General features: G+C 57.6%; 27 protein-coding genes. 10 read left to right on the top strand and 17 right to left on the bottom strand.

What is annotated here, in order from left to right:
• Positions 1 to 73 precede the first annotated feature (73 nt).
• The 5 genes from chbR to osmE all read right to left on the bottom strand — a co-directional run bounded on the left by chbR (position 74) and on the right by osmE (position 3,701).
• Positions 74 to 892 carry a transcriptional regulator ChbR gene (chbR, locus tag ACOTZD_RS12965; RefSeq protein WP_174402044.1) on the bottom strand — a complete coding sequence of 273 codons (819 nt, stop codon included), beginning with the start codon at positions 890 to 892 and terminating at the stop codon, positions 74 to 76.
• Between the two features lie 30 nt (positions 893 to 922).
• The gene (chbA, locus tag ACOTZD_RS12960) at positions 923 to 1,270 is read right to left on the bottom strand and encodes a PTS N,N'-diacetylchitobiose transporter subunit IIA (protein ID WP_003857835.1); all 348 of its coding nucleotides are present in this window, start codon (positions 1,268 to 1,270) and stop codon (positions 923 to 925) included.
• 48 nt (positions 1,271 to 1,318) lie between these two features.
• Positions 1,319 to 2,677: a PTS N,N'-diacetylchitobiose transporter subunit IIC gene (gene chbC / locus ACOTZD_RS12955; protein WP_017384664.1), complete on the bottom strand. Its 1,359-nt coding sequence runs from the start codon at positions 2,675 to 2,677 to the stop codon at positions 1,319 to 1,321.
• A gap of 80 nt (positions 2,678 to 2,757) precedes the next feature.
• The gene (chbB, locus tag ACOTZD_RS12950) at positions 2,758 to 3,075 is read right to left on the bottom strand and encodes a PTS N,N'-diacetylchitobiose transporter subunit IIB (protein WP_421636304.1); all 318 of its coding nucleotides are present in this window, start codon (positions 3,073 to 3,075) and stop codon (positions 2,758 to 2,760) included.
• A gap of 281 nt (positions 3,076 to 3,356) precedes the next feature.
• The gene (gene osmE / locus ACOTZD_RS12945) at positions 3,357 to 3,701 is read right to left on the bottom strand and encodes an osmotically-inducible lipoprotein OsmE (RefSeq protein WP_003857836.1); all 345 of its coding nucleotides are present in this window, start codon (positions 3,699 to 3,701) and stop codon (positions 3,357 to 3,359) included.
• Positions 3,702 to 3,932: 231 nt separating this feature from the next.
• Between osmE and nadE the strand changes: the two genes are divergently transcribed.
• On the top strand, positions 3,933 to 4,760 hold the full coding sequence (gene nadE / locus ACOTZD_RS12940) for an ammonia-dependent NAD(+) synthetase (RefSeq protein WP_022650893.1): 828 nt from the start codon (positions 3,933 to 3,935) through the stop codon (positions 4,758 to 4,760).
• A gap of 115 nt (positions 4,761 to 4,875) precedes the next feature.
• The gene (gene cho, locus ACOTZD_RS12935) at positions 4,876 to 5,754 is read left to right on the top strand and encodes an excinuclease Cho (RefSeq protein ID WP_057979962.1); all 879 of its coding nucleotides are present in this window, start codon (positions 4,876 to 4,878) and stop codon (positions 5,752 to 5,754) included.
• Here the strand turns inward: cho and ves are convergent.
• The 7 genes from ves to astC all read right to left on the bottom strand — a co-directional run bounded on the left by ves (position 5,732) and on the right by astC (position 13,311).
• Positions 5,732 to 6,289: an environmental stress-induced protein Ves gene (gene ves / locus ACOTZD_RS12930; protein WP_022650891.1), complete on the bottom strand. Its 558-nt coding sequence runs from the start codon at positions 6,287 to 6,289 to the stop codon at positions 5,732 to 5,734. The genes cho and ves overlap by 23 nt on opposite strands.
• A 167-nt stretch (positions 6,290 to 6,456) precedes the next feature.
• Entirely contained in the window at positions 6,457 to 6,951 is a 495-nt protein-coding gene (spy, locus tag ACOTZD_RS12925) for an ATP-independent periplasmic protein-refolding chaperone Spy (RefSeq protein WP_015570753.1), read from the bottom strand.
• Positions 6,952 to 7,288: 337 nt separating this feature from the next.
• Complete coding sequence (gene astE / locus ACOTZD_RS12920) at positions 7,289 to 8,254, bottom strand: succinylglutamate desuccinylase (RefSeq protein WP_047653632.1); 966 nt, start codon at positions 8,252 to 8,254, stop codon at positions 7,289 to 7,291.
• A 9-nt stretch (positions 8,255 to 8,263) separates the two neighbouring features.
• Positions 8,264 to 9,589 carry an N-succinylarginine dihydrolase gene (gene astB, locus ACOTZD_RS12915; RefSeq protein ID WP_058656886.1) on the bottom strand — a complete coding sequence of 442 codons (1,326 nt, stop codon included), beginning with the start codon at positions 9,587 to 9,589 and terminating at the stop codon, positions 8,264 to 8,266.
• Positions 9,576 to 11,063, bottom strand: a complete 1,488-nt coding sequence (astD, locus tag ACOTZD_RS12910; RefSeq protein WP_174402045.1) for a succinylglutamate-semialdehyde dehydrogenase — start codon at positions 11,061 to 11,063, stop codon at positions 9,576 to 9,578. The genes astB and astD overlap by 14 nt, the downstream gene beginning before the upstream one ends.
• Complete coding sequence (gene astA, locus ACOTZD_RS12905) at positions 11,060 to 12,094, bottom strand: arginine N-succinyltransferase (RefSeq protein WP_022650887.1); 1,035 nt, start codon at positions 12,092 to 12,094, stop codon at positions 11,060 to 11,062. The genes astD and astA overlap by 4 nt, the downstream gene beginning before the upstream one ends.
• Positions 12,091 to 13,311 carry a succinylornithine/acetylornithine transaminase gene (astC, locus tag ACOTZD_RS12900; RefSeq protein ID WP_137048208.1) on the bottom strand — a complete coding sequence of 407 codons (1,221 nt, stop codon included), beginning with the start codon at positions 13,309 to 13,311 and terminating at the stop codon, positions 12,091 to 12,093. The genes astA and astC overlap by 4 nt, the downstream gene beginning before the upstream one ends.
• Positions 13,312 to 13,744: 433 nt before the next feature.
• Here astC and xthA point away from each other — a divergent pair, with 433 nt between their 5' ends.
• The 6 genes from xthA to ACOTZD_RS12870 all read left to right on the top strand — a co-directional run bounded on the left by xthA (position 13,745) and on the right by ACOTZD_RS12870 (position 19,920).
• Positions 13,745 to 14,551, top strand: a complete 807-nt coding sequence (gene xthA, locus ACOTZD_RS12895) for an exodeoxyribonuclease III (protein ID WP_022650885.1) — start codon at positions 13,745 to 13,747, stop codon at positions 14,549 to 14,551.
• Positions 14,552 to 14,557: 6 nt separating this feature from the next.
• On the top strand, positions 14,558 to 15,241 hold the full coding sequence (locus ACOTZD_RS12890; protein WP_032645828.1) for a TVP38/TMEM64 family protein: 684 nt from the start codon (positions 14,558 to 14,560) through the stop codon (positions 15,239 to 15,241).
• 6 nt (positions 15,242 to 15,247) lie between these two features.
• On the top strand, positions 15,248 to 16,417 hold the full coding sequence (locus tag ACOTZD_RS12885; RefSeq protein ID WP_174402046.1) for an ABC transporter substrate-binding protein: 1,170 nt from the start codon (positions 15,248 to 15,250) through the stop codon (positions 16,415 to 16,417).
• A complete protein-coding gene (locus ACOTZD_RS12880; RefSeq protein ID WP_174402047.1) occupies positions 16,390 to 17,919 on the top strand; it encodes an ABC transporter permease subunit in 1,530 nt (509 codons plus the stop codon). Before ACOTZD_RS12885 ends, ACOTZD_RS12880 begins: the two co-directional genes overlap by 28 nt.
• Positions 17,919 to 18,539 carry an ATP-binding cassette domain-containing protein gene (locus tag ACOTZD_RS12875; RefSeq protein ID WP_022650881.1) on the top strand — a complete coding sequence of 207 codons (621 nt, stop codon included), beginning with the start codon at positions 17,919 to 17,921 and terminating at the stop codon, positions 18,537 to 18,539. Before ACOTZD_RS12880 ends, ACOTZD_RS12875 begins: the two co-directional genes overlap by 1 nt.
• Before the next feature lie 73 nt (positions 18,540 to 18,612).
• The gene (locus ACOTZD_RS12870) at positions 18,613 to 19,920 is read left to right on the top strand and encodes a sulfurtransferase (RefSeq protein ID WP_174402048.1); all 1,308 of its coding nucleotides are present in this window, start codon (positions 18,613 to 18,615) and stop codon (positions 19,918 to 19,920) included.
• Here ACOTZD_RS12870 and ACOTZD_RS12865 read toward each other — a convergent pair.
• Complete coding sequence (locus tag ACOTZD_RS12865) at positions 19,917 to 20,534, bottom strand: CDP-alcohol phosphatidyltransferase family protein (RefSeq protein ID WP_022650879.1); 618 nt, start codon at positions 20,532 to 20,534, stop codon at positions 19,917 to 19,919. The genes ACOTZD_RS12870 and ACOTZD_RS12865 overlap by 4 nt on opposite strands.
• Positions 20,524 to 21,096 carry a carboxymuconolactone decarboxylase family protein gene (locus ACOTZD_RS12860; protein ID WP_003857852.1) on the bottom strand — a complete coding sequence of 191 codons (573 nt, stop codon included), beginning with the start codon at positions 21,094 to 21,096 and terminating at the stop codon, positions 20,524 to 20,526. Before ACOTZD_RS12860 ends, ACOTZD_RS12865 begins: the two co-directional genes overlap by 11 nt.
• A 75-nt stretch (positions 21,097 to 21,171) precedes the next feature.
• Between ACOTZD_RS12860 and ACOTZD_RS12855 the strand changes: the two genes are divergently transcribed.
• Positions 21,172 to 21,588: a pyrimidine (deoxy)nucleoside triphosphate diphosphatase gene (locus tag ACOTZD_RS12855; protein WP_063401642.1), complete on the top strand. Its 417-nt coding sequence runs from the start codon at positions 21,172 to 21,174 to the stop codon at positions 21,586 to 21,588.
• Here ACOTZD_RS12855 and ACOTZD_RS12850 read toward each other — a convergent pair.
• Complete coding sequence (locus ACOTZD_RS12850; protein ID WP_003857857.1) at positions 21,548 to 21,820, bottom strand: YnjH family protein; 273 nt, start codon at positions 21,818 to 21,820, stop codon at positions 21,548 to 21,550. The genes ACOTZD_RS12855 and ACOTZD_RS12850 overlap by 41 nt on opposite strands.
• A gap of 225 nt (positions 21,821 to 22,045) precedes the next feature.
• On the opposite strand from ACOTZD_RS12850, the gene gdhA reads away from it, so the two are divergent.
• Complete coding sequence (gene gdhA, locus ACOTZD_RS12845; RefSeq protein ID WP_023324482.1) at positions 22,046 to 23,389, top strand: NADP-specific glutamate dehydrogenase; 1,344 nt, start codon at positions 22,046 to 22,048, stop codon at positions 23,387 to 23,389.
• Between the two features lie 71 nt (positions 23,390 to 23,460).
• Here gdhA and ACOTZD_RS12840 read toward each other — a convergent pair whose 3' ends face one another.
• Positions 23,461 to 25,368 carry a DNA topoisomerase III gene (locus tag ACOTZD_RS12840; protein WP_174402049.1) on the bottom strand — a complete coding sequence of 636 codons (1,908 nt, stop codon included), beginning with the start codon at positions 25,366 to 25,368 and terminating at the stop codon, positions 23,461 to 23,463.
• 4 nt (positions 25,369 to 25,372) lie between these two features.
• Positions 25,373 to 26,416 (bottom strand): selenide, water dikinase SelD, encoded by a 1,044-nt coding sequence (selD, locus tag ACOTZD_RS12835; RefSeq protein WP_045350495.1) that lies wholly within the window; start codon positions 26,414 to 26,416, stop codon positions 25,373 to 25,375.
• Positions 26,417 to 26,443 lie beyond the last annotated feature (27 nt).

Below are 26,443 nucleotides of genomic sequence, written 5' to 3'. Positions count from 1 at the left end.
AGGTATAGCGTGCTCTTCCCGCTATTTGGGCAAGCCATTACGTCACTGTTCCTGGCGGATAAACCGCCGAAAGTTAATTAATTACCGTTAAATTTTTGCGGTAACTGTTCGGTGTGAATGAAGTCAATTTTTTAAAGGTTTTAATAAACAGACTGGGACTGCTGTAACCCGATTCGTAAGCGATATCGGTGACAGAGTAATTAGTAATTTCCAGCTGTTTTTTGGCAAAGTTAATGCGGATTTCATTAATAATTTGCACAGGCGTTTTACGGTAATAACGCTGCGTGGCGCGCGTCAAATATTCCTGCGATTTACCCGACAGCGCCACCATATTCTCCAGGGCGTTATCGCTGAACTGTCCTTTGTCGTGCATCAGCTCCACGGTACTACGCAGCCACTGAGGAATATCATCCACCACCTGCTGTTCTTCACGGTGATGGCGGAGGCGATTCATGACGTAGAACGTCACGGTTTCAATAAATTCATCAAATTCATTGTCGCGGAAATTCAGCGAGGCGATAACCGTTTCAATCCAGGTCATAAACTCATTTTTAACGCGATACACATGTGACGCCACAAAGCAGAACGGCACCAGCGGCAGATAGTGCTTCTCGAAGAAACGCCTGCTCACCCCTACGTTCAGAATGCGTGTCGCACCAAACTCATAAAAGCTCTGGTGATAAGATCCCATTGGCAGGAAGACGAAATCGCCACGCTCAAGCAGGACGCGCTTACCGTTGATCTCCTGATAGTAGCGGCCGGTCAGAACAATCGTGAACTCGTAGTAGTCATGCTGGTGCAGACCGCTGGCGCTCTCCGTTTTGTTGTAAATCACCACGTGAAAATTTTTGCCATTAAACAGCTGCTGCTCATGTGCGGTTTTGATTTCCATCGTGCTGACCTCCTGCTACTTCATCCTGACTTATTGCATCTTCTCGTGAAGCTCGATGAGCTCCGCTACCAGCTCGCGCGCCAGCATGGAGGTCATCAGATGATCCTGCGCATGTACCAGCACCAGACTCACTTTCATCTTCCCTTCGCCCTGGTCGCTTTCGATAAGCTTCGTCTGCACCAGATGCGCTTCGTTTAACGCCGTACGGGACTGCTCCATCATGGTTTTCGCGGCAACGAAGTCGCCCTGCTTAGCCTGCTTAAGCGCCGCATACGCCAGGCTGCGTGCCTGCCCGGAGTTGATGATGAGGCCCATCACCACCTCTTCCAGATCGTTCTCTGCGGTTTCTTCGGCAACGATACTCTCTAAATCTAACATTTTTTAAGCTCCTTTCCGCTGGCGCGGGTTGCCCCGCGCCGTGCAATTTTAGAATTTCAGTGCGAGGGCGATATCCTCTTCGCTCTCTTCTTCATCGATAACCGTTGCGGCCTTGTTCGCAATCGCCACGAACGGCATGTAGAGCAGGGTTGCAATCCCGAGGTTGAATATCGCCAGCAGGAAGGCGGCCACGCTACCGTTGGTGTTGAAGAACGCGCCCAGACCAGCCGGCATCGTCCACGGCGCAATGTTGGTCACCGGCGGGATAATGCCCAGGTAGTACGCCGTCAGCGTAATCGCGGCCAGCAGCGGCTGAACCAGGATGAAGGGAATGAACATCACCGGGTTCATGATAATTGGCAGACCAAACAGGATCGGCTCGTTAATCTGGAAGATGCCTGACGGCAGGGCCAGCTTCGCAACCTGACGATGGTCAGCGCGGCGAGAGACAATAAAGACCGCGATGATCAGACCCAACGTCGCCCCGGTACCGCCCAGGAAGATATAGGAGTCAAGCATCGGCTTCGCCCACACATGGAAGGTTTTACCGGCCGCCAGCGCCGCATCGACGGAGCCGTACTGCTGGTAAAGCGCGACGTTTTCCAGTGCCCATGGGGTCATAATACCGCTGTCCAGCGCCGCCAGTGCCAGTGAACCATGCACGCCGAAGAACCACAGCAGGGAGGTAAAGATGACATACGCCCAACCGACCACGCTACCCATCGACGCCAGCGGCGTTGAGATAGAGTCCATAATGATCTGGTGGAAGTTAGTTCCCCAGTGAGAGAGCGCCCAGGCAATAATCCCCATGATGGAGAGAATAATGAAGCCCGGAATCAACGCGGAAAATGAACGAGAAACAGAGGCCGGAACGCTATCCGGCAAGCGGATAACCCAGTTACGGCGAATAATGAAGGTGAACATTTCGGCCACCACCAGCCCGATAATAATACCGGAAATGATGTTTGCCCCACCCAGCCAGTTGGCGCCAACGGCATAAGCGTCGCCCACGCTGTACGGTGTGACGGTCATGAACGCGGCAATGGACAGTAAGCCTGCCGCCAGCGGATCCACTTTACGCTCTTCCGCCAGCGCCATTCCAATAAAGAAAGGCGCCATTAGCGACATAATACCCAACGTACCGTTGTATACGTTGCCGCCAATGGCTTTTAAACCATTAAGGGTTTCAATAGTTGAAGCATCTAGCCTAATTCCTAATGAATAAAAAAAGGAACCTTCTCCAAAGCTCAGAAAAACGTTGTTAATTAAAACGAACATTGCCCCGGCTAATGTCAACGGCATTAATTTAATAAAGCCGTTCTTAATGGCATTAACATGAGGCTGCTTTCCTATTTTAACAGCAAAAGGAAGGAGTACCTTTTCAAGTGAAGCGATGACTTTACTCATAGGAAAATACCCTTAAAGGCCGCAACGATCGTTACGGCAGATTGTGTGTGAAATAACTCTTTGACGGGAAAAATAAAAAATTAATTAGAAGCTTTTTTAATCGCCGCAACGGCAGCTTTTAATACACCTAAACCATCAATCTTGCCGTATAAAACGGAATCGATCACTTCGACCGGCTTATTGGGTAGCAGACGTTGAATTTCTGGCAGCATATAAGCGATTTGCGGCCCGAGTAAAATAACGTCTGCTGTCTGGCCCTTCTCGCCCGCCAGCGTTTCCGGAAACGCCTCAATCACCACAGGGACTTCATATTTTTCGGCCTGCGCGCGCATTTTAGAAACCAGCAGCGAAGTGGACATGCCCGCAGAGCAAAACAGATAGATATGTTTCTTTTCCATGATAACTTCCCTCTTGTTTGGCTACCCGCCGTCTCGCTATCACTCGACTCGCTATCCTGGCTGACGGGCAGTGTGCTGAACATTGTTTATCGTTGAAGTGAGTATACGCAATGGTACAGGGAGGGGATAATTCTGGATAGACTGAAATTGTCTCTCATTGACCTGGCTTGTTGACTACCTTCACATTTCAGGCAAATAATTCGCGCCAAGAAATAAGATTCACGTATGCATAAAAAAACCGGCCTTCAGGCCGGTTTGTTAACGCTCTCAGGCAAACAGGCTTACTGTGCCTTAGGTGCCTGTGGGTCGGTGTCGTATTCGGCACAGGTCTGGTAACCAGAATTGATCACGTGACCCGTATCATCCAGGGCGACAAAGTAGGTCTCTGCCTTACCATCACGTTGACCCAGAATATAGGTCTGGCAGGTACCACGCGCGTGGATCATAGTAACTTCTGAAGAAGGTTTACCGGCAATGGCTGCAACCTGGGAACGCGTCATGCCTTTTTTAACGTCTTTTACCACTGGCTGTGTGAACTGATCTTTGGTGCGATCGTAAGCTGTACACCCTGCCAGCATAGTCAGTACCGCCGCTGCGCTTAAAATTCCTGCTACGTTCTTGTTCATATTCCGTCCTCTTGTTTATCAGCGTGTTAACTAAGCATGGGATAAAAATTACTATTGTTCAACTTTGCGAGTTACGCCAGATGAATTTCGGAAAATTCTAATAAAACAACGGTAAGCTGCTAAATCGCTGTAAAACAGTACACTCAAAACTGTGATCCTTGTCGTTTCCCCGACAAAGGGTTAGTTTTAACAGATCACACTTTCTGTTTGGTTCTGCATAGGGAGGGCGTAATGGCTCTGCAACAAGAAATTATTCAGGCGCTGGGCGCGAAACCTGCGATTGATGCCAATGAAGAGATCCGTCGTAGCGTTGATTTTTTGAAAGCTTACCTGTCTGCACACCCTTTCCTGAAGACGCTGGTGCTGGGTATCAGCGGCGGTCAGGATTCCACTCTGGCCGGTAAGCTGAGCCAGATGGCCATCTCCGAGCTGCGTGACGAGACCGGTGACACCGCGCTGCAATTTATTGCCGTACGTCTGCCGTATGGCGTGCAGGCTGACGAGCAGGACTGTCAGGATGCGATCGCGTTTATTCAGCCGGACCGTGTTCTTACCGTAAACATCAAAGGTTCGGTACTGGCAAGCGAGCAGGCCTTGCGTGAAGCCGGTATTGAACTGAGCGATTTTGTTCGCGGCAACGAGAAAGCCCGTGAGCGCATGAAAGCGCAGTACAGTATCGCAGGGATGACCAAAGGGGTTGTCGTCGGCACCGACCACGCCGCGGAAGCCATCACCGGCTTCTTCACCAAATACGGCGATGGCGGCACGGATATCAACCCCCTCTTCCGCCTGAACAAGCGTCAGGGCAAGCAACTGCTGGCGGCGCTGGGCTGCCCGGAGCACCTGTATAAGAAGGCGCCAACGGCGGACCTGGAGGACGATCGCCCTTCCCTGCCGGATGAAGCCGCGCTGGGCGTCACATATGACAACATTGATGATTATCTGGAAGGCAAAACGCTCGACGAAGGTACCGCTAACATTATCGAAGGCTGGTATCTGAAAACCGAGCACAAGCGCCGTCCGCCGATTACGGTGTTTGATGATTTCTGGAAAAAGTAAAAGCAAAACGGTAACTCAGTTTTACAGGCCGGGTAAGGCGTAACCGCCACCCGGCTCTTTTTTAACCACCGAACACCTGCTACACTGTATGCCTGAACAGTATATGGAGCAGTATGTGAGCAGGCGTCAATCCGCCCCGCGTCTTGAGTTTGAAGCGGCGGCTATCTACGAATATCCCGAGCATCTTCGCCCCTGGCTTGAGGCTCTGCCTAAACAGCCTGGCGTCTATTTCTTCCACGGCGACAGCGATACCATGCCGCTCTATATCGGCAAAAGCGTGAATATCCGCAGCCGGGTGATGTCGCACCTGCGTACGCCGGATGAAGCATCGATGCTCAGGCAGTCCCGGCGGATCACCTGGATCGAGACGGCAGGCGAACTGGGCGCGCTTCTGCTCGAAGCCCGGCTCATCAAGGAACAGCAGCCGCTGTTTAACAAACGCCTGCGCCGCAACCGCCAGCTGTGTTCCTTGCAGGTTAACGCAGGAAAACCGCAGGTTGTTTATGCCCGGGAAGTGGATTTTTCGCATGAACCCAATCTTTACGGTCTGTTTGCCAACAAACGTGCCGCACTGCAAACCCTGCAATCCCTGGCTGATGAATTACAGCTTTGTTACGGCCTGTTAGGACTGGAAGCCACCACCCGCGGTCGCGCCTGTTTCCGCTCCGCGCTGAAACGCTGCGCCGGGGCGTGTTGTGGAAAAGAGAGCGTTGAAGAACATCATGCCCGGTTTATGGCGGGCCTGGCCTCTATCAGCGTTAACTGCTGGCCGTGGGAAGGCGCGGTGGCGCTGAAAGAAACCCGCGATGCGATGACGCACTATCACATCATCCGCAACTGGCTCTGGCTTGGCGCCGTTGAAAGTCTGGATGACGCTACCGCCCTGCTGCGCACCCCTGCCGGGTTCGATCAGGATGGTTACAAAATTCTCTGTAAGCCACTATTAACCGGAAAACATGAGATCATCGTCCTCAGTGACCCGGCAGCCAGGTAATTTCACTGAACAGCAGCGACCCCTTCGTTTCCAGTAAACGGAGGGTATGACTGCCCGCTTCCCAGCTGGCACCCTGATCGGCGGTCAGTAATTTGTCGCCCAGTTGCCAGGCGCCACTTAATACAAAGACCACCCCACCGCGTGACGCGAAGGTAGTGAACGTTCGGGTAGCAACGCGCACCTTTGCCTGGCAGCAATCCCGTCGGGTCATGATGTTGAAGTCCATCGACATCTGCCCCTCTGTGAGCACGGCTTTCACCGCCAGATCGCCCGCAAATCGGTAAGGCTGGTGATGCTTCAGGGTATGACAAAACGCCCTGCCTGCATCCAGGGTCACCTCGCCGCCTTCCAGCAGCGTAATCACCCGGTCAACGCCCGGGAACGCGGAGAATTCGCCGTTACTGGCGATGGAGGCAATACTGGCCCGCCAGAAAAAATCCCGCGTCGCGGGAGGAAAACAGCAAATCTCACGCGTCTCACCCGCACCATTACGCCAGAGACTGACCGGCATTTTACGGATATCAAAGAATTCCATGACCACTCCTGAAGGACGCACCGTGCGCCAGGGCATTTTCACAGACGTATTATCGGCAGCAGTCAGGCCAGACCTTAGGCATGGGATAAAAGAAAAACCGCCGGTCCTGTCCACAGCGTTTTCGCTTTTGTAGACAGGAGCCCGGCGGTCTTAAGAGAGTGAACCGATTATTCGGTTGGTGCAGGCATTTTACCTTCTGGCGCTGCACGTTCTGTCAGACGCTTCTCAAAATTGGCATTAAATTGCTTTTTCTGTTCCGGCGTCAGAATGTTGTAAATCTTGTTCTGGGTTTCCATGTGGGCCAGCATGCGTGCTTTATGCTGCTCGGCCATTTTGTCGATCTGCGCTTCCGCTTTTGCTTTATCGAAGCTGTCGCTGGCAATGATGTCATGCATTGCGCGGCGCTCTTCCAGCGGAGGACGTTTCATCTGGTCACGCTGGCTTTTCATAATGTCGCGGATCTGCTGCTTCTGCGCATCGGTGAGGTTCAGATCTTTAAACATCATCATCTCATGGTGCATACCCGGCTTGCCTTTATGATGCATCATCATTTTGCCTTCCGTCGGCGCGGCGGTAGTGGTCGCGGTATCGGCGGCGAACGCCATGCTGGTAGCGCCCAGAGCCAGGGTAGAGGCAACAAACAGTGCAGTTAATTTACGCATAATGTCTTTCCTTACTTTCAGTTATTCTTCGGCGCTATGCCGTGTTGACGAGATTAACTTTACGGCGTTTATCGTCAATTAGTCAGAGCAACGGTAAAACAATGAAAGTGTAAAAAACAACTTTTCGCCAATTGTGGAGAAATTAAGGAAAAAGCGTGGAGAGATGAAACAAAAATATTCAACAGGATGATTTTAAAGAGATTATGGAGAAGTATAGCGAAGTGCCGTTTAATAATAAAGCAATTCTCCAGGAATATTCCGCAAACAATACCAGAGCGCTTTTAACGCTAAGAAATTTATTCTTCATTTCCCCTCCGGTCTGCGCGAGGGGAGACGTTCAGGGCATTTTTTCCAGCATCAGACCTGCTCGCAAACCAAACGCGACCGACGGATTAGGAAATAAAACATATTCCGTGGATTTCTGTACCGCATAGCGCGTCTCACCATCTTCCGCCAGCAGGACGCCCTGGCGAAACGGCGTAAAGTTCAGCGTATGGGGTGCCATATGAAGCTGGAAAGCCTCGCTTTGACGCGTGATCTGCTGCACGACCCGATAGCGCACGACGGGTTCCCGGGTGGGTTCCGGCGCAACCCCGGCGAGCAACGCCCGGAGCGCCTGATGCGTAGGGGTAAAACGCGTCAGGTCGTTTTGCCCGAACGGCAGCGCTTTTCCCAGCTCCAGGGTACAGGATAACGCGCCAACATTCTCGCAGGTGAAGTGGGTAAACGTGCCGCCTGGCGTCTGGTGGAAGACCAGTGCCTCCAGCCCCGCATCGCCAAGCCAGGTCAGAAACGCCTCATCCCACGGCTGATGACGCTGCGGTAACACGCCAAAACGCACATGGTACGAGGCGCGAATGGCCGTATGCAGATCAAGGTGCCAGCGCGTTTCCCCCGCCCCGGCAAAAAACGCCGTGACCACCTTCTCCAGCCATTGCGCGCGAGTCGTCTCATCACTCTGTGGAAACTGCGCCCAGCGACCACCAAACATGCGGTTGATGTCGCTCACGAGGTACCGTTTATTTTGCGCCAGCGCAGGCGGATTTCCCAGTACCACCAGCAGACGGCAGTGCAGCGTGATCTCTGCGCGATACAGCGCGCGCAGCAATAGTTCGACAATCTCCACGGGCGCGGTTTCGTTTCCGTGAATGCCGGTAGAAAGCAGCAGCGACAGGTTATATTTCCCCGTCGGCGTCAGTTCAAGCACGCCCGGCCCCAGCCATCGCCAGTGGAACGAAGGGCCTGCCCCCTCTTGCCGCTCCGGTGTATCTTCGGCCAGCGTCAGCGCCAGTAAGTTTTCCATATCGTCTCCTTAGCGCTGGAACGGATAAACCGATCCCAGTTGCAGGATGGTTGATAATGCATCCAGCGCTTCGCGGCCTTCGCGCAGCAGCTGCGGATCAACCAGATCGGCCTGAACCAGACGGTCGCGATAATAGCGGTCCACCCAGTCATTGAGGGTATTGAACAGCGTGTCGTTCATCATCACCGCCGGATTCACGGCCTGCAATTCCTCCGGCGTTAACACCACGCGTAGTCGCAGGCACGCCGGTCCCCCGCCGTTGGCCATACTTTCCCGAAGATCAAACACGCGCAGTTCATCAATCGGGTTATCCGCCTGCACCAGTTCGCTGAGATAGCGCCAGACGCCCTGATGGTTTCGGGACTCCTGCGGCAGCACCAGCATCATGCTGCCGTCATCCCGGCTCAGCAGCTGGCTGTTGAACAGATACGTTTCGACCGCGTCCTGCACGCTTACCGCCTGCGTGGGCACCTGAATCGGCATAAATCCCGGCACGCGTTCGCGCAGCGTGGCCAGCAACTTTTCCTGATGGGCAAACGCCTGCTCGTGGCAGAACAGCACCTGACGGTTGGAAACGGCAATGACGTCGTTATGAAACACGCCCTGGTCGATCACCTGCGGATTTTGCTGGGCAAAAATCACCTGAGAAGGATTAACCTGGTTCAGCCGCGCAACCGCCTGGCTTGCGGCTAAGGTTTGTCTCGCCGGATAACGAACCGGCGCGGCGTGGCCGCCCTCTTCCCGTCCATAGATAAACAGCTGTAAACCCGGATCGCCATAGTCGCCGCCCAGACGGTTGTGGTTTGCCGCCCCTTCATCGCCAAACATCGCAACCTGCGGCAGCGCCGAATGCACCTCAAAATGCGCATCATGATTAAAAATGGCGCGCAGCACGCGCCCGGTGGTCTCCGCTTCGCTGGCGCGGTGGAATTTGTTGTTCAGGTTAGCAACGGTCAGATGCACTTTGCCGTCCAGCGTATCCGCCGACGGCGCTACGGTGGCGGCATTCGCCACCCACATCGAGGAGGCTGAACTGGCAGCCGAAAGCAGGTGTGGCGTCTGCGTGCCTGCTTTTTCCACCACCTGTTCATCCGTACCGCTGAATCCCAGCTGGCGCAGCACGGCCACGTTTGGGCGCTCCTGCGGCGGGATCACCGCCTGCGGGAAACCGGCATCGGACAGCGCCTTCATTTTCAGTAGCCCCTGCTTCGCCGCCAGCTTCGGGTTCGAGACCTGGAAACGGTGCTTCGTCGAGGCTTCATTACCGAACGACAGCCCGGCATAGTGGTGCGTCAGCCCCACGAGGCCGTCAAAGTTAACCTCACGCGCTTTCATGGGCGTCACCCTCTGTAAAATCCAGCCCCGGATTCAACGTCTCCGGCAGCGTCAGCGCCGGGGTTTCCAGGCTTGCCATCGGCCACGCGCAGTAATCGGCGGCATACCAGGCGCTGGCGCGATGGTTGCCCGACGCCCCTACGCCACCAAACGGCGCAGTGCTCGCCGCACCGGTCAGCGGTTTGTTCCAGTTCACGATCCCGGCGCGCGCTTCCAGCAGCAGCTGGTCGAATTTCTCGCGATGCGACGATATCAGGCCGCTCGACAGGCCGTAGCGGGTATTGTTGGCCATCTCGATCGCCGACTCAAAATCGTCATAGCGCCAGACGCACAGCAGCGGGCCAAAGACCTCTTCATCCGGCACGTTGCTCGTCGCACTCATCTCAATAATCCCCGGCGTCAGCAGCGACGTGCCCGGCTGAACCAGCTTCGGCTCCAGCAGGGTTTTCGCCCCGCGCGCCACGTGCTCCTGCCACGCTTTCAGTACGTTCAGCGCCGCCTGCACGGAGATCAGCCCGCCGATAAACGGCTGCGGCTCGGCATCCCATTTCGCGGGAACCAGACGCGCGCTCACCTCCACCAGACGCTTCAGGAACGCATCCCCCTGCGCGCCGCGCTTAACCAGCAGGCGGCGGGCGCATGTGCAGCGCTGTCCGGCGGTAATGAACGCCGACTGAATGGTCAAGTGGACCGCGGCATTGATATCCTCCGGATCTTCCACAATCAGTGGGTTGTTGCCGCCCATCTCCAGCGCCAGAATTTTTTCCGGTTGCCCCGCCAGCTGACGATGCAGCTGATAGCCCGTTCCGGCACTGCCGGTAAACAGCAGACCGTCAATGTCGCTCAGCGCACTCAGCGCCTGACCGGTTTCACGCCCGCCCTGCACCAGATTCAGCACCCCCGGCGGCAGCCCCGCCTGCTCCCAGAGTTTTACCACTGCTTCTCCGGTTAAGGGGGTTAACTCACTCGGCTTGAAGATGACGGTATTCCCCGCCAGCAGCGCAGGCACAATGTGCCCGTTCGGCAGATGCCCGGGGAAGTTATACGGGCCAAACACCGCCAGTACACCGTGCGGACGGTGGCGCAGCGTGGCCGCGCCGTCTGGCATCTCGGTATGCTGCTCGCCGGTGCGGGTATGGTACGCCTTCACCGATATCGCAATTTTGTTGATCATCGCCGTGACTTCGGTTGTTGCCTCCCAGCGCGGCTTACTGGTTTCGCAGGCAATGATGCGGGTCAGCTCGGCTTTATTGGCCTCCAGCAGCGCAGCAAATTTCTCAACCAGCGCCTGGCGCTCGGAGAATGGCCGTTTCGCCCACGCCGGAAACGCGCGGCGTGCAGCCTGACAGGCCTGCTCAACCTGCCCGGCGCTTGCGTCGTTCCCAGACCAGAGCACCTCCTGGCCGACCGGGTTAGTTTTTGTCCGCGCGTCACCTTCGCCCGTAACCCAGTCACCGTTAATCCATAGAGTCATGCTGTTTTCTCCTCAGGGCAGAGCCGCACCAGGCGAACCGTGTCGCCAGCGTTACATTTCAGGGCATCCAGTTGCGCAGCCGTCAGTACCAGACGCTCGCATGATGGGTTGGTTCGCACCAGCATGGCGCGGAAGTTGGTGTAATTCTCGTTCGAGACCAGGCAGGCTGGCCACTCGCCCGGCGCGGGCTGGCCTTCTGAAACCTCAACCAGGCGGCTTTTACGGATGGCGCGAACGCGGTCAATGTCGCATTCCAGCGTCGGGCCGCCGTCGAAGATGTCGACGTAGTTACGGTAGCGAAATCCCTCTTTCTCCAGCACCGCGCGGGCCGGGGCGGTTTGCGGGTGAACTTCGCCGATCACCGCCTGCGCTTCTGGCGTTAGGAAATGGGTATAAATAGGATGCTTCGGCATCAACTCGGCGATAAACGCCTTCTGACCGGTGCCGCACAGGTAATCCGCCCGGCTAAATTCCATGGAGAAGAAGCGTTCGCCCAGACTCTCCCAGAACGGCGAGTAGCCCGTCTCATCAATCACGCCGCGCATCTCCGCGACCACTTTTTCGTTGAAGCGGTCGCGAAAGGCGGCCATAAACATAAAGCGCGATTTGGAGAGCAGATAACCGTTGCCCTCTTTGCGCCAGTCCGGATCGAGAAACAGTGTGCAGAGTTCGCTGGCGCCGGTATGGTCATTACAGAGGAAGAGCGTCGGCAGCGCGTTGTAAACGTTCAGCTCTTTCGAGGCGTGGACCATCGTGCCGACGCGGTAGTTGTACCACGGATCATTAAGCCCGACGGCCACCTCGATAGCGCAAATCCCCGCCACGGTCCCCGTGTCGGTATCTTCCAGCACGAACACATAGCCCTGTTCGCTTTTTGGCAACGTCCCCTGCCAGGTTTGCAGGGCGCGCTCAATGCGCGCCGACAGCGTTTTTTCATCGGCAGGCAGCGAGGTCAGCCCGCCCCCTGTCTTACCGGCAAGCTGCATAAGCCCGGCGAGATCGCCGTGCGCAACGGGACGGATGACCATCATGATGACACCCCGGACTTCACCTGTTCGCAGGCCAGCGCAAAACGATCTAAGCCAGTTCTGACCTCTTCCTCGCTGACGATCAGCGCAGGGGCAAAGCGCACCACGTTAGCACCGGCAATCAGCACCATTACGCCCTGCTTTGCCGCTTCCTGTGAAATCAGCTTCGCTTTGCCGGCAAACTCAGGGGCAAGCTCACAGCCTATTAACAGCCCCAGACCGCGGATCTCTTTGAACAGGCCAGTTTTGCTGTTAATGGCCGTGAGTCGCTCAACAAACCACTGGTGACGCTGCTTCACGCCGTTCAGCACCTCAGGGGTGTTGATGATATCCAGCACCTGTCCGGCGACAGCGGTTGCCAGCGGGTTGCCGCCGTATGTGGTGCCATGAGTGCCCACGGTCATCACGCTGGCGAATTTTTCGGTGGTCAACATCGCCCCCACCGGGAAACCGCCGCCGAGCGCTTTGGCTGTTGAGAGCACATCCGGGGTCACGCCATAGTGCATGTAGGCGTACAGCACACCCGTGCGGCCCACGCCGGTCTGGACTTCGTCAAAAATCAGGACCGCGTTATGCCGATCGCACAGCTCGCGCAGCCCTTGCAGGAACGCTTTCTGGGCGGGCATGACGCCGCCTTCCCCCTGCATGGGCTCGACAATCACCGCACAGGTGGTGTCGTCAATCAGCTCGCTGGCAGAGTGTAAATCGTTATACGCCGCATGACGGATATCCGGCGGCAGCGGCGCAAAATCCTGAGAATATGAGGGCTGACCGCCCGCACTGACGGTAAACAGCGTGCGGCCATGGAAAGCATTTTTAAAGGCTACGATGCCGCTCTTATGCGCGCCGAATTTATCGTGCGCATATTTGCGCGCCAGCTTCAGCGCCGCTTCGTTCGCTTCCGCGCCGGAGTTACAGAAAAAGACTTTTTCTGCGAAGGTGGCGTCGATCAGCTTCTTCGCCAGACGCAATGCCGGTTCGTTGGTATAACCGTTGCCGGTATGCCAGAATTTCGCCGCCTGGTCATTCAGCGCCTGCCGCAACGCCGGGTTTGCATGCCCCAGCGCATTCACCGCAATCCCACCTGCAAAGTCGATATACTCTTTGCCCTGCTGATCCCACAGGCGAGAGCCTTCCCCACGTACCGGAATAAAAGCCGCCGGAGCGTATACCGGCATCATCCATTCATCGAAATTTTCACGCGTAACTGACAGAGACATAGCGACCTCATCCGGTAAATAAAAGGTTGTTTAAATGTTAAATAATTGAGTGTTTGCACTGTGAATGTAGATTGCAGCGTTCGTGCCAGCCAGCGATAAAAATGCATAAATGGGTTTGGGTAACAGAATATCAATGAGTTACAATATGGAGATATTCACTTATAATGCATAAATAGTGAATATTTTTACGACAAGCGGCGCTTTGCCGCATGAAAACAAGAAAGAGTATGCAGAGGCCAAATATAATTCTGGAATTGTGATCGCTCGCGAAATTTATCGGTCGTTTACGCCCTGTTCGAGGGCAAAACGCGCCGAAATGGTGCAAATATTGCACCGTTGGCATTATCTGTCGCAGTAATTGGGCGAAGCGGATAACAGACGACGTAAATTCTGCTACCATCCTTGCACTATTCACCTTGCATTGGCAGCGACTATGAAATTTGTCTCTTTTAATATCAACGGCCTGCGTGCCCGCCCTCACCAGCTTGAAGCGATTGTTGAGCAACATCAGCCAGATGTGATCGGCTTGCAGGAGACAAAAGTTCACGACGATATGTTCCCGCTCGAAGAGGTAGCGAAGCTGGGCTATAACGTTTTTTACCACGGTCAGAAAGGCCACTACGGCGTTGCGCTGCTGACCAAAGATACGCCGGTGTCGGTGCGCCGTGGCTTCCCGGGTGACGGTGAAGAGGCGCAGCGCCGCATCATCATGGCGGAAATTCCTTCCGCACTCGGCAATGTGACCGTCATCAACGGCTATTTCCCGCAGGGTGAAAGCCGCGATCATGAAACCAAATTCCCGGCCAAAGCGAAGTTTTATCAGGATCTGCAAAACTACCTGACAACCGAACTCAAAAAAGAAAACCCGGTGCTTATCATGGGCGACATGAATATCAGCCCGACGGATCTGGATATCGGTATTGGCGAAGAGAACCGTAAGCGCTGGCTGCGCACCGGCAAATGCTCTTTCCTGCCGGAGGAGCGCGAGTGGATGGAGCGCCTGCTGGGTTGGGGGCTGGTGGATACTTTCCGCACGGCTAACCCGGAAACGCAGGACCGTTTCTCGTGGTTTGACTACCGCTCTAAAGGCTTCGATGACAACCGGGGCCTGCGTATTGATCTGCTGCTGGCGAGCGCCCCCCTGGCCGAACGCTGCATCGAAACCGGTATCGACTATGACATCCGCAGCATGGAAAAGCCGTCCGACCATGCGCCGGTATGGGCAACGTTCAAGCTGTAAACTTCAGTGAATATTAAAAAAATCAGTCTCCTGTGCGCCCTTCTGGGCGCATTTGTTTTAATTGTTGTTTTGCTTCCACCGGGCATGCTCTCCCTCGACACGCTAAAAATACACCAGCAAACGTTGCTCGCTCGTGTGGAGCAAGCGCCCCTTCAGAGCGCGCTGTTCTATTTTGCGGTTTACGTTCTGCTCTCCGCGCTATCGATCCCCGGAGCCGCGCTTCTGACGCTGCTCGGCGGGGCGCTTTTCAGCCTGTGGGAGGCGACGCTGTTGGTGTCATTTGCCTCGACGCTCGGCGCCACGCTTGCCATGCTCGTCAGCCGTTATCTGCTGCGCGACTGGGTGCAGCGGCGCTTTGCCGCACAGATGAATACGATCGATGCGGGGATGGATCGCGACGGCGCACGCTACCTTTTTGCCCTGCGCCTGATGCCGTTGTTCCCGTTCTTTCTGGTCAATTTGCTGATGGGGCTAACCCGTCTCAGGGTGCGTCACTACTGGTGGGTCAGCCAGCTTGCGATGCTACCTGCCACCGTCATTTATCTGAACGCCGGACGCGAGCTGGGGAAACTCACCTCGCTGCGCGATATTCTGTCGCCGGGACTGCTGTTCGCCTTTACACTATTAGGGTTATTACCGCTGGTCACTCGCTGGCTGTTTTCCCGTTACATCCCTTCGATTAAAAAGTGAGGCATTATGCGCCGGGTGCGTTTTTGCGCGTTTCTGACGAGTCTGCTGCTGGCAACCTCTGCCTTCGCCGCTGAGAGCTGGCAATCCATTCAGCAACAGGCCACCGGGCAGACCGTCTGGTTTAACGCCTGGGGCGGTGACGAGGCCGTTAACCGCTACCTCGACTGGGTAAGCGGCGAGATGAAAACGCACTACGCCATCAACCTGAAGATCGTTCATCTGGCCGATGCCGCCGACGCGGTGAAGCGGATCCAGACGGAACATGCCGCAGGACGTAGCAGTAACGGGTCGGTGGATCTGCTCTGGGTAAACGGGGAAAACTTCCGCAACCTGAAAGCGGCAAACCTGCTGCTCACCGGCTGGGCGCAAACCCTGCCCAACTGGCGCTACGTCGATACCCGTAAACCGGTCACGGAAGATTTTGCCATCCCGACCGATGGGGCAGAATCCCCGTGGGGCGGCGCGCAATTAACCTTTATCGCCCGTAAAGCGAGTACGCCGACACCACCGGCAGATCCCCACGCGCTGCTGGTATACGCCCGACAGCACCCTGGCAAGGTGAGCTATCCGCGACCGCCGGATTTTACCGGCACGGCGTTTCTTGAGCAGCTACTGCTGGCGCTGACCGCCCATCCGGAGGCGTTAAAAAACGCGCCAGACAGTACCTTTGCGCAGGTCACCGCGCCGCTGTGGGATTACCTTGATACGCTGCACCCCCTGCTGTGGCGCGAAGGGAACGATTTTCCTCCGTCGCCTGCGCGCATGGATACGCTGCTGGCCAGCGGCAGTCTGAACCTGTCGCTCACCTTTAACCCCGCCCATGCGATGCAAAAGGTGGCGAGCGGTGAACTGCCTGCCGACAGCTACAGTTTCGGCTTTCTCAAAGGCATGATCGGCAACGTCCATTTTGTCGCCATCCCGGCAAACGCCAGCGCGAGCGCAGGTGCGAAAGTGGTGGCGAATTTCCTGCTGTCACCGCAGGCGCAGATCCGCAAAGCTAATCCTGCCGTCTGGGGTGACCCGAGCGTGCTGGATGGCGAAAAACTGCCTGCGAAAGCGGCAAAACATCTTCGCGCCTTTACCCCCTCAGGCACGCCTGATGTGCTTCCCGAACCGCACGCCGCCTGGGTTAACGCCCTGGAGCAGGAATGGCTTCGCCGCTACGGAACCCGCTAAGCGGGCTGGTCTGGGCGGCAATGGCGGTCATCTATCTGCCCCTGCTTCCCGCCAGCGGCATGCTGCTGGCCCCGGCGTTTTCTCCCGGCAACTGGGCGACGCTGTTTGCCGACCCGCAGCTGCCGCAGGCGCTGGCCGCCACGCTGGTGTCAGCGCTTATCGCGACGCTGGGCTCACTGTTTATCGCCCTGACCCTGCTTGCGCTTCTCTGGCCGGTTGAAGGCTGGCAGCGCCTGAGCACCCGTTTGCCGTGGCTGTTAGCCGTGCCGCACGTCGCCTTCGCCACCAGCGCGCTGCTGCTGTTTGCGGAAGGGGGTCAGTTTTACCGGATCTGTACAGTCTGTTCGCCGCAGCTTGACCGCTACGGTATCGGGCTTGGCCTGACGCTTGCGGTCAAAGAGAGCGCGTTCGTTCTGTGGACAATCTACGCCGCGCTGCCTGAAAAGCGCCTCGTACAGCAGAAAATTGTCCTGCATACCTTCGGCTACGGACGAATGCAGGCGCTCAACTGGCTCGTCCTCCCGGCAATCGCCCCCGCGCTGGGCGCCGTGATGCTGGCGGTGCTCGCCTGGTCGCTTTCCGTGGTGGATGTGGCGATCGTGCTCGGGCCGGGCAACCCGCCTACGCTGGCGGTGCTGGCCTGGCAGTGGCTCACCCAGGGCGATGCGCAGCAGCAAACCAAGGGAACGCTGCTGTGTCTGGTGTTGCTCCTGCTGCTGGCGGCGCTTGCCGCGGTGGGATACGGCTTCTGGACGGCATGGCGGCGCGCCCAGCCTGCCCCCTCCGGGGTACGTCGCGCTTCGCATAGCGCGCTGCCCGCACGGACGCTGGGCGGGTTACTGCCGCTGTGCGGCGTGCTCTGTGCGCTGGTTCTGCTGATGCTGGCACGCCGGGACGACATCGGCCCCGTCAGCGACAGCCTTTCACTGGGACTGCTGTCCAGCCTGACAGCGCTGGCCATCCTCATGATCTGGCTTGAGTGGGGACCCCAGCGCGGCGCGGTGTGGATCTGGCTGCCGCTCGCCCTCCCGGCGCTGCCCCTCGTGTCCGGGCAGTATGCCGTGGCGCTGTGGCTGGGCATCGACGGCCAGTACGCTGCGGTGCTCTGGAGCCATATGCTCTGGGTCCTCCCGTGGATGCTCCTGGTGCTGCAACCGGCCTGGCGCCGGCTCGATCCCCGGCTTATCCTCACTGCCAGAACGCTGGGCTGGCGGCGGGCGAAAATTTTCTGGCTAGTGAAATGCCCATTGATGGTTCGTCCGGCCCTGCTGGCCTTTGCCACCGGCTTTTCCGTGAGCATGGCCCAGTACATGCCTACCCTCTGGCTGGGGGCGGGACGTTTCACCACCCTGACGACGGAGGCGGTCGCCCTCAGCAGCGGCGGCAGCATTCCGATCCTCGCCAGCCGGGCGCTGGGTCTGTTGTTGTTGACCAGCAGCGTATTTGCCCTTGCCGCGCTGCTCTCCCGGCTCGTGGGCCGTCACAGACAAGGATTACGTTAATGCTAACCGTGAAAAATCTCACCATTGCGCCGCTCTTACATGAGGTCAACTTCCGCGTCCCGGCGGGGGAGATCGTCACGCTGATGGGGCCCTCCGGGAGTGGGAAATCGACCCTTTTCGCCTGGATGGTGGGGGCGTTATCCGCTGATTTTAAGGCGCACGGCGAGCTGTGGCTGAACGATCGTCGCTGCGATATGCTCCCTGTGGAAACGCGCGGGATCGGCATTCTGTTTCAGGATGCCCTGCTGTTTGACGCCTTCAGCGTGGGGCAAAACCTGATGCTGGCGCTGCCGGCGCACATCGTCGGGCGCGCCCGCCGCAACGCGGTCGAGCAGGCCCTGGAGACTGCCGGGCTGGCAAACCACTACACCAGCGATCCGGCGACCCTTTCCGGCGGCGAGCGCGCCAGGGTCAGCCTGTTGCGCGCCCTTCTCGCCCAGCCGCAGGCATTGCTGCTCGACGAGCCGTTCAGTCGACTGGATAAAACGCTGCGCGCCTCATTCCGGGCGTGGGTATTCGAGGTCACTCGCCAGCGCAGGATCCCGGTGGTGCTGGTCACGCATGATGAGGACGATATTCCGCCCGGCGGCGAGGTGATTGAGATTTCTCGCTGGCAATAATGTGCTAACGCAATGTTTTTGGCTTCAGGAGAGACGACAATGCCCCCCTCTTTTAATGACGTCAGGTTTTTCGATGAAACGTGTTTCTCAACTGACCGCGCTGGCCCTGATCTGCGGCCTCGCCTCACTCTCCTCCACGGCGGCTGATATGCCCCACTCCCTCACGCTGGCTCAGCTTCAGACGCAAAACGGCGCGGTAATTGATACGCGCATCAGTGCGTTCTTTAACGGCTGGCCGCAGACCCTGAGCGGAACGTCCGGGCATGAACCCGCCGCGCTTAATCTCTCTGCCAGCTGGCTTGGGGCAATGAGCGATGAACAGCTCAGCGGCTGGGCAAAACAGCATCGGCTTACGCCAGACATGCCGGTTGCGCTCTATGGCAACGATAATGACAACCAGACCGTCAAAACGCGGCTGGAGAAAGCGGGCTTTACCCACGTCTCCACCCTGAGCGATGCCCTGCAACAATCCGATCGTCTGCAACGTCTGGCGCATTTCGAACAGCTGGTTTATCCGCAGTGGATCCGCCAGTTGCAGCAGGGGAAACCCGTTACCGCCGCACCAGCCGGAGAGTGGAAGGTGATCGAGGCTGGCTGGGGTGCGCCGAAGCTTTATCTCCTGAGCCATATTCCCGGCGCGGGCTATATCGACACCAATGAAGTGGAAAGCGAACCGCTGTGGAATAAGGTCTCTGACGAAAAGCTGAAAGCGATGCTGGCGAAGCACGGGATCCGTCACGATACCACCGTCATTCTGTACGGTCGCGACGTGTATGCCGCCGCGCGCGTGGCGCAGATCATGCTCTACGCGGGCGTGAAGGATGTGCGGATTCTGGATGGCGGCTGGAAGGCGTGGTCCGACGCCAGCCTGCCCGTTGAGCGCGGAACGCCTGCAAACGTGAAGCCAGCCCCTGATTTTGGCGCGCCGATCCCGGGCCAGCCGCGGCTGATGGTGGATATGGAGCAGGCCCGGGGAATGCTGCACCGTCAGGACGCGTCGCTGGTGAGCGTTCGTTCCTGGCCAGAGTTTATCGGTGAAACCAGCGGCTACAGCTATATCAAGCCAAAAGGTGAAATTGCCGGTGCGCGTTGGGGCCATGCGGGCAGCGACGCGACCCACATGGAAGATTTCCACAATCCGGATGGCACCATGCGCAGCGCCGATGATATTGCCGCCATGTGGAAAACGTGGAATATCCTGCCGGAGCAGCACGTTGCGTTTTACTGTGGTACCGGCTGGCGCGCGTCTGAAGCCTTTATGTACGCCCGCGCCATGGGCTGGCAGAACGTTGCCGTCTACGACGGCGGCTGGTACGAATGGAGCAGCCATCCGCAGAACCCGGTCTCCACCGGGGAGCGCGGACCGGAGAGCGCACGCTAGCGGGGAAGTGACTTCAGCGTGATATAACCGCTCCAGATGCGCGTTGTGGTGGTCAGCCAGCACAACGCGCCAAACACCCATGCAAAGAGCGCGAAATGCGCCGGAAACAGGCTGCACAGCACAAACAGCGCGATGGTCTCTGTTCCTTCCGTTAATCCTCCAATGTAATAAAGCGACTTGTGCGCATAGCCGGGGTTGTCGATATCATGCTTCCCCGCCAGCGCGGCAAAGGCCAGAAAACTGCTGCCCGTCCCCATAAACGCGAACAGCAGCCAGGCGGCGGCGATCGCATTATCAGCCGGAGCGGCCAGCGCAAAACCAAACGGCACCAGGGCGTAAAACAGGAAGTCGAGGGCGATATCAAGAAATCCTCCCGCGTCCGTCAGGCCACGGCGACGCGCCAGCGCGCCGTCCAAACCATCCAGCAGCCGGTTCAGCACAATGGCGATCAGCGCCGCCGGATACCAGCCCAGCGCCAGAAAAGGTAACGCCAGCACGCCAATCGCAAACCCGGCGAGCGTTAAGCCATCAGGCGTGATAAACGGTTTATCCAGCGCGGCGGCCAGCTGATTTAACCCGGGTTTCAGCCGGGGGTGCAGATGTTTATCCAGCATGTGGTTTACCTTTAAACGTGGCGCACAGCCCCTGAGTCGGGATATCCAGCGCGGCGTTAAAGCGGGCGGAAAGATTCTGAAAGGCAATCAGAGCCGTCATTTCGGTGATGGTCTCTTCCGTAAAGTGGCGCTTCAGCAGGCTTTTGATATTTTCATCCACCTCAGGCGGCGTGGCGGTGACCGCTTCCGCATAGGCCAGCGCCGCGCGCTCCTCTTCGCTGAACAGGGTGGAATTTTGCCAGTCGCTGACGGCCTGCACTTTATCCAGCGCCCCGCTCCGCTCGGCCAGACGCAGGCTGTTGGCATCAATACAAAATGCGCAGTGGCAGATCTGCGAGACCCGCGTCATTAGTAGCGATCGGAGAACCGGGGTCAAACGCGCCTTGCGCCGCTCCAGGTAGCCGACAAACAGCGCCACCAGCCAGAAAAGACGCGGCATACGCCCCCACCAGCGAGTGGGGTTCAGCACCGCGCCGAAGTGTTTTTTCTGCATGGCGGCGATGGGGCTAAGGCTGACGGGAAGGGTTTCCATGGGCGCAACCCAGGCGGATATCTCTTTCACCTGATTCTCCTGATGACTGGACTCTGTGGAAGGGCACGATAATATGTCGTTTTTCGCTATTAATTATTGACGAACATGCTGAAAACACTCGATGTGGTTGCGGCCATCCTCGAAAATGAGGGCAAGATTTTGCTGGCGCAGCGTCCCGAACATGCCGATCAGCCAGGAATGTGGGAATTTGCGGGCGGGAAGGTTGAAGCCGGTGAGACCCAGCCGGAAGCGCTGATCCGCGAACTGCGCGAAGAGCTCGGCATTGAAGCTGTGCCCGCGCGGTATGTGGCAAGCCACCAGCGGGAGGTGTCGCAGCGGCTGATTCACCTCCACGCCTGGCATGTGCCTAAATTTAGCGGTGAGCTGAAGGCGCATTATCACTCGGCGCTGGTATGGTGTACGCCAGAAGACGCGTTCACGTATGATTTAGCCCCGGCGGATATACCGCTGCTGGAAGCGTTTATTCTTTTACGCGACGCCAGACCAGCGGGTTTGTACTGAGGGTGCGTTCATCACGCTGGCACTGCAACAGCACGCCATCCGCCCTGACCACTGCGCCTTCGGAATAGTTTTGATCCTGATAGATACAGCACTGATTACACGGCTGCGCACGCTGGCCGCCAGCGCTAAAGACCTCTGGCGGCACGTTAACCTCGACATCCGGGCGAATGCGATCAGCCTGTGCCCCGGCGGACACCATCAAACATAACGCGGCCATTGCGTAACGGTTCATAGACTTTGTTTCCTTTGCATCGTTTATATCTATAACGGTCGATCCGGACGGGATCTTTAATGTATCTCGTCATCGCTTTTAGTTATGACGCGCGCCCTGTCATTAATTTCCCTTGCAGCATAAATTTCTGCTTGCCTCTCAAAGCGGTGCGGGTGGTATAGTCAAAAAAACGACACAAAACATCTCCGCCACACGCATAAATTATTATAAGAGGTTCTTATATCTATGGATCAGACACGCTCTCTGGAAAGCTTTCTTGCCCATGTTCAGCAGCGCGACCCGCACCAAAGCGAGTTTGCCCAGGCCGTTCGTGAAGTCATGACCACCCTGTGGCCCTTCCTTGAGGAAAATCCGCGCTACCGCCAGATGGCGCTGCTTGAACGTCTGGTTGAGCCAGAGCGCGTCATCCAGTTCCGCGTGGCGTGGGTGGACGATCGCAATCAGGTGCAGGTCAACCGCGCGTGGCGCGTGCAGTTTAACTCCGCCATTGGGCCGTTTAAGGGCGGGATGCGCTTCCATCCTTCGGTGAACCTGTCGATTCTGAAGTTCCTCGGCTTCGAGCAGACCTTTAAAAATGCGCTCACTACCCTGCCGATGGGCGGCGGTAAAGGCGGGAGTGATTTCGATCCGAAAGGCAAGAGCGAAGGCGAAGTGATGCGCTTCTGCCAGGCGCTGGTCACTGAACTCTATCGCCACCTTGGGCCCGACACCGACGTTCCCGCCGGAGATATCGGCGTGGGGGGGCGTGAAGTGGGCTTTATGGCCGGGATGATGAAAAAGCTCTCCAACAACAGCGCCTGCGTCTTTACCGGCAAAGGTCTGTCGTTTGGCGGTAGCCTGATTCGCCCGGAAGCGACGGGTTACGGTCTGGTCTATTTCACTGAAGCGATGCTTAAGCGTCACGGACTGAGCTTCGAGGGGATGCGCGTGGCGGTCTCCGGCTCCGGCAACGTGGCGCAGTACGCTATCGAGAAAGCGATGGCGTTTGGCGCGCGCGTGGTGACCGCCTCCGACTCCAGCGGCACCGTAGTGGATGAAGCTGGCTTTACGGCAGAAAAACTGGCGCGTCTGTGCGAAATCAAAGCCAGCCGTGACGGTCGGGTAGCGGATTATGCCCGTGAGTTTGGCCTGACCTATCTGGAAGGTAAACAGCCGTGGGGCGTGCCGGTGGATATCGCCCTGCCATGCGCGACGCAAAACGAACTGGACGTGGATGCCGCCCGGACGCTGATTAGCAATGGCGTGAAAGCGGTGGCCGAAGGGGCGAACATGCCAACCACCATCGACGCCACGGACCTGTTCCTGGACGCGGGCGTGCTGTTTGCGCCGGGCAAGGCCGCTAACGCGGGCGGCGTGGCCACCTCCGGCCTCGAGATGGCGCAAAACGCCGCGCGTCTCGGCTGGAAGGCGGAGAAAGTGGATGCGCGCCTGCACCACATCATGCTGGATATTCACCATGCCTGCGTGGAGTACGGCGGGGAGGCATCGCAAACCAACTACGTGCGCGGGGCGAATATCGCCGGGTTCGTGAAGGTGGCGGATGCGATGATTGGGCAGGGTGTGATTTAAGGTTTATATCGTGCGGCCGGGTGCCCTCACCCCGGCCCTCTCCCATAGGGAGAGGGTGAAAACCGGGCGTATCAGGCCGCGCTTTTCTTCTTTTTAAACGGTTTCTTCGCACCCGCGCCTGGTGCAACCATCCCTCTGAAGCGCTTCACCGGCGTGCTGCGCGCCTGATCGATCAGCTGGTAAAGCGTCCCCACCAGCGGCTGCATAAAGTCCTGATAGCGGCACTGCTTCTCGCTAATCTGCGTCAGCACCGATTCCCAGTGCGCGGTCATGTCCGGCCTGGCGGCCAGCTCCGGCAGGGAATGAATCAGCGCGCGCCCCGGCTCGGTCGAATGGATATAGCGCCCCTTTTTCTCAAGAAAACCGCGCTTAAAGAGCAGCTCGATGATCCCCGCGCGGGTTGCTTCCGTACCCAGACCGTCGGTGGCGCGCAGGATCTTCTTCAGATCTTTATCCTGCACAAAACGGGCGATCCCGGTCATGGCCGAAAGCAGCGTCGCATCGGTGAAGTGGCGCGGCGGCTGGGTCTGTCGTTCAACCACCTCCCCCTTCTCGCACAGCAGTTCGTCGCCTTTGGCCACGACCGGCAGCGGCGTACCGTCGTTCTCTTCGTCACGCTCTTTGTTGCCGAGCAGCGTGCGCCAGCCCGCTTCCGCGAGGAAACGCGCTTTGGCGATAAATTTGCCTTTGGCAATGTCCAGTTCGATAACGCACTTGCGGAACACCGCGTCCGGGCAGAACTGCATCAGATACTGACGCGCGATCAGGTTATAGACTTTTGCTTCGTTGTCGGTCAGGTTGACGTTGCTGGTGCGCGCCGTCGGGATTATCGCGTGGTGGGCATCGACTTTTTTATCGTCCCAGCAGCGGTTATGGGTATCCGGGTTTACCGCCGGTTGCGGCAACAGATCCGGCGCATGGACACCAATGGCGTTCATCACCGAGTGGCGTCCGGCGAAGTGTTCCTCCGGCAGATAGCGGCTGTCCGAACGCGGATAGGTGATCAGCTTGTGGGTTTCATAGAGCTTCTGGCAGATATCGAGCACGTTCTGCGCGCTCAGGCCAAACTTTTTCGCGGCCTCGATCTGCAACGCCGAAAGGGAGAACGGCAGCGGTGCGGGCTCTGATTCCCGTTTGTCGTTATAGCTGGTGACTATCGCGGGTTGGCCGGTAATGCGGTTAACCACGTGCTCCGCCAGCGGACGATGCAGCAGCCGTCCCTCTTCGTCCTGATATGACTCACAGGCATCGCTCGGCTGCCAGACGGCGGTAAAGCGTTCGTCTTTCGGCGTGACGATATGCGCTTTGACTTCGAAGAAGTCTTTGGCGACGAAATTTTCGATCTCTTCGTCGCGACGCACCACCAGCCCCAGCACCGGGGTTTGAACACGCCCAACAGAGAGTACGCCCTGATAGCCCGCATTGCGTCCCAGGATGGTGTAGGCGCGGGTCATGTTGATCCCGTACAGCCAGTCCGCGCGGGCACGTGCCAGCGCGGACACACACAGGGGAATAAATTCGCTGTTGGCGCGCAGGCGCGAAATCGCGCGCTCCACCGCCTGCGGGTTAAGGTCGTTGATCAGGCAGCGCTGCACCTGCTGACGCTTTTCCGGCGTCAGCTCCAGGTAGTCCAGCACTTCATCGACCAGCAGTTGCCCTTCCCTGTCCGGGTCACCCGCGTGGACCACTTCCGTCGCCTCATGCAGGAAACGCTTAATGACGTTGAGCTGTTTGGTGACGGAAGGACGCGGTTGCAGACGCCACTTTTCCGGCACAATCGGCAGATCGTTGAGATTCCAGCGGGCGTAGCGGCTGTCGTAGACATCCGGCTGCGCCTGTTCAAGCAGGTGACCGATACACCAGGTGACCACCTGCCCGTTACCGCATTCGATAAAGCCATCACCTTTGCGATGCGGCTTGGGCAGCACGTCGGCGATGGCTCGCGCCAGACTCGGCTTTTCGGCAATAAACAACCGCATCGAATTAACGGATCTCAATCATCGGGCGGCCACCGCGGGCGGTCACCAGCTCGCCAATGGCCGTCAGGGTGATGCCAAACTCGGCAGCCGTCGCCTGAACGTCAGCTTCAGCTTCCGGCGTCACCGCCAGCAGCAGACCGCCGGAGGTTTGCGGATCGCACAGCAGGTTACGCCATGCTTCCGGCATTTCGCCCATTAAATGGCCGTAGCTGGCGAAGTTGCGCTGCGTCCCGCCCGGCACCGCGCCCTGAGCAATGTACTCTTCCACGCCCGGCAGTTTCGGCACATCCTGATACCAGATCTGCGCCTGCACGCCCGCGCCCTGACACACTTCAGAGAGGTGCCCCAGCAGACCAAATCCGGTCACGTCGGTCATGGCCTTCACGCCGTCGATATTGGCGAATGCCGCACCGGCGAGGTTCATCTGACACATCACTTCCGTTGCCAGACCGATATGCTCGGGCTTCAGCAGGGATTTCTTCTCGGCAGTGGTCAGTACGCCAATGCCCAGCGGCTTGGTGAGGAACAGTTTGCAGCCCGGTTGCGCCGTGCTGTTGCGCTTCACGCGTTCGGTGGGCACCACGCCGGTGACGGCCAGGCCGAAGATCGGCTCCGGCGCATCGATAGAGTGACCACCGGCCAGGGCAATACCCGCCTGCTGGCAGGCAAAGCGTCCGCCTTCGATCACGTCGCGGGCAATCTCAGGCGGGAGGTTGTTAATCGGCCAGCCCAGAATGGCGATCGCCATGATCGGTTTACCGCCCATCGCAAAGATATCGCTGATGGCGTTGGTGGCCGCAATGCGTCCGAAGTCGAATGGGTTGTCGACAATCGGCATAAAAAAGTCAGTGGTGCTGATAATGCTGGTGCCGTTACCTAAGTCATAAACCGCTGCATCGTCACGCGTTTCGTTACCGACAAGCAGGTTCGGGTCGACAAACTTCGCCTGCTCACTGTGCAGGATGGTCTCCAGCACTTTCGGGGAAATTTTACAACCGCAACCGGCTCCGTGGCTGTATTGCGTTAAACGAATGGTTTGCTCGCTCATGGACGTCTCCTGTCATCTCAATCGCGC

Source organism: Enterobacter cloacae complex sp. SHL022 (assembly GCF_049237785.1).
Taxonomy (GTDB): domain Bacteria; phylum Pseudomonadota; class Gammaproteobacteria; order Enterobacterales; family Enterobacteriaceae; genus Enterobacter; species Enterobacter hormaechei_C.
The sequence above is the reverse complement of the archived record's forward strand: the minus strand, read 5'-3'. Positions and strand labels throughout refer to the sequence as shown.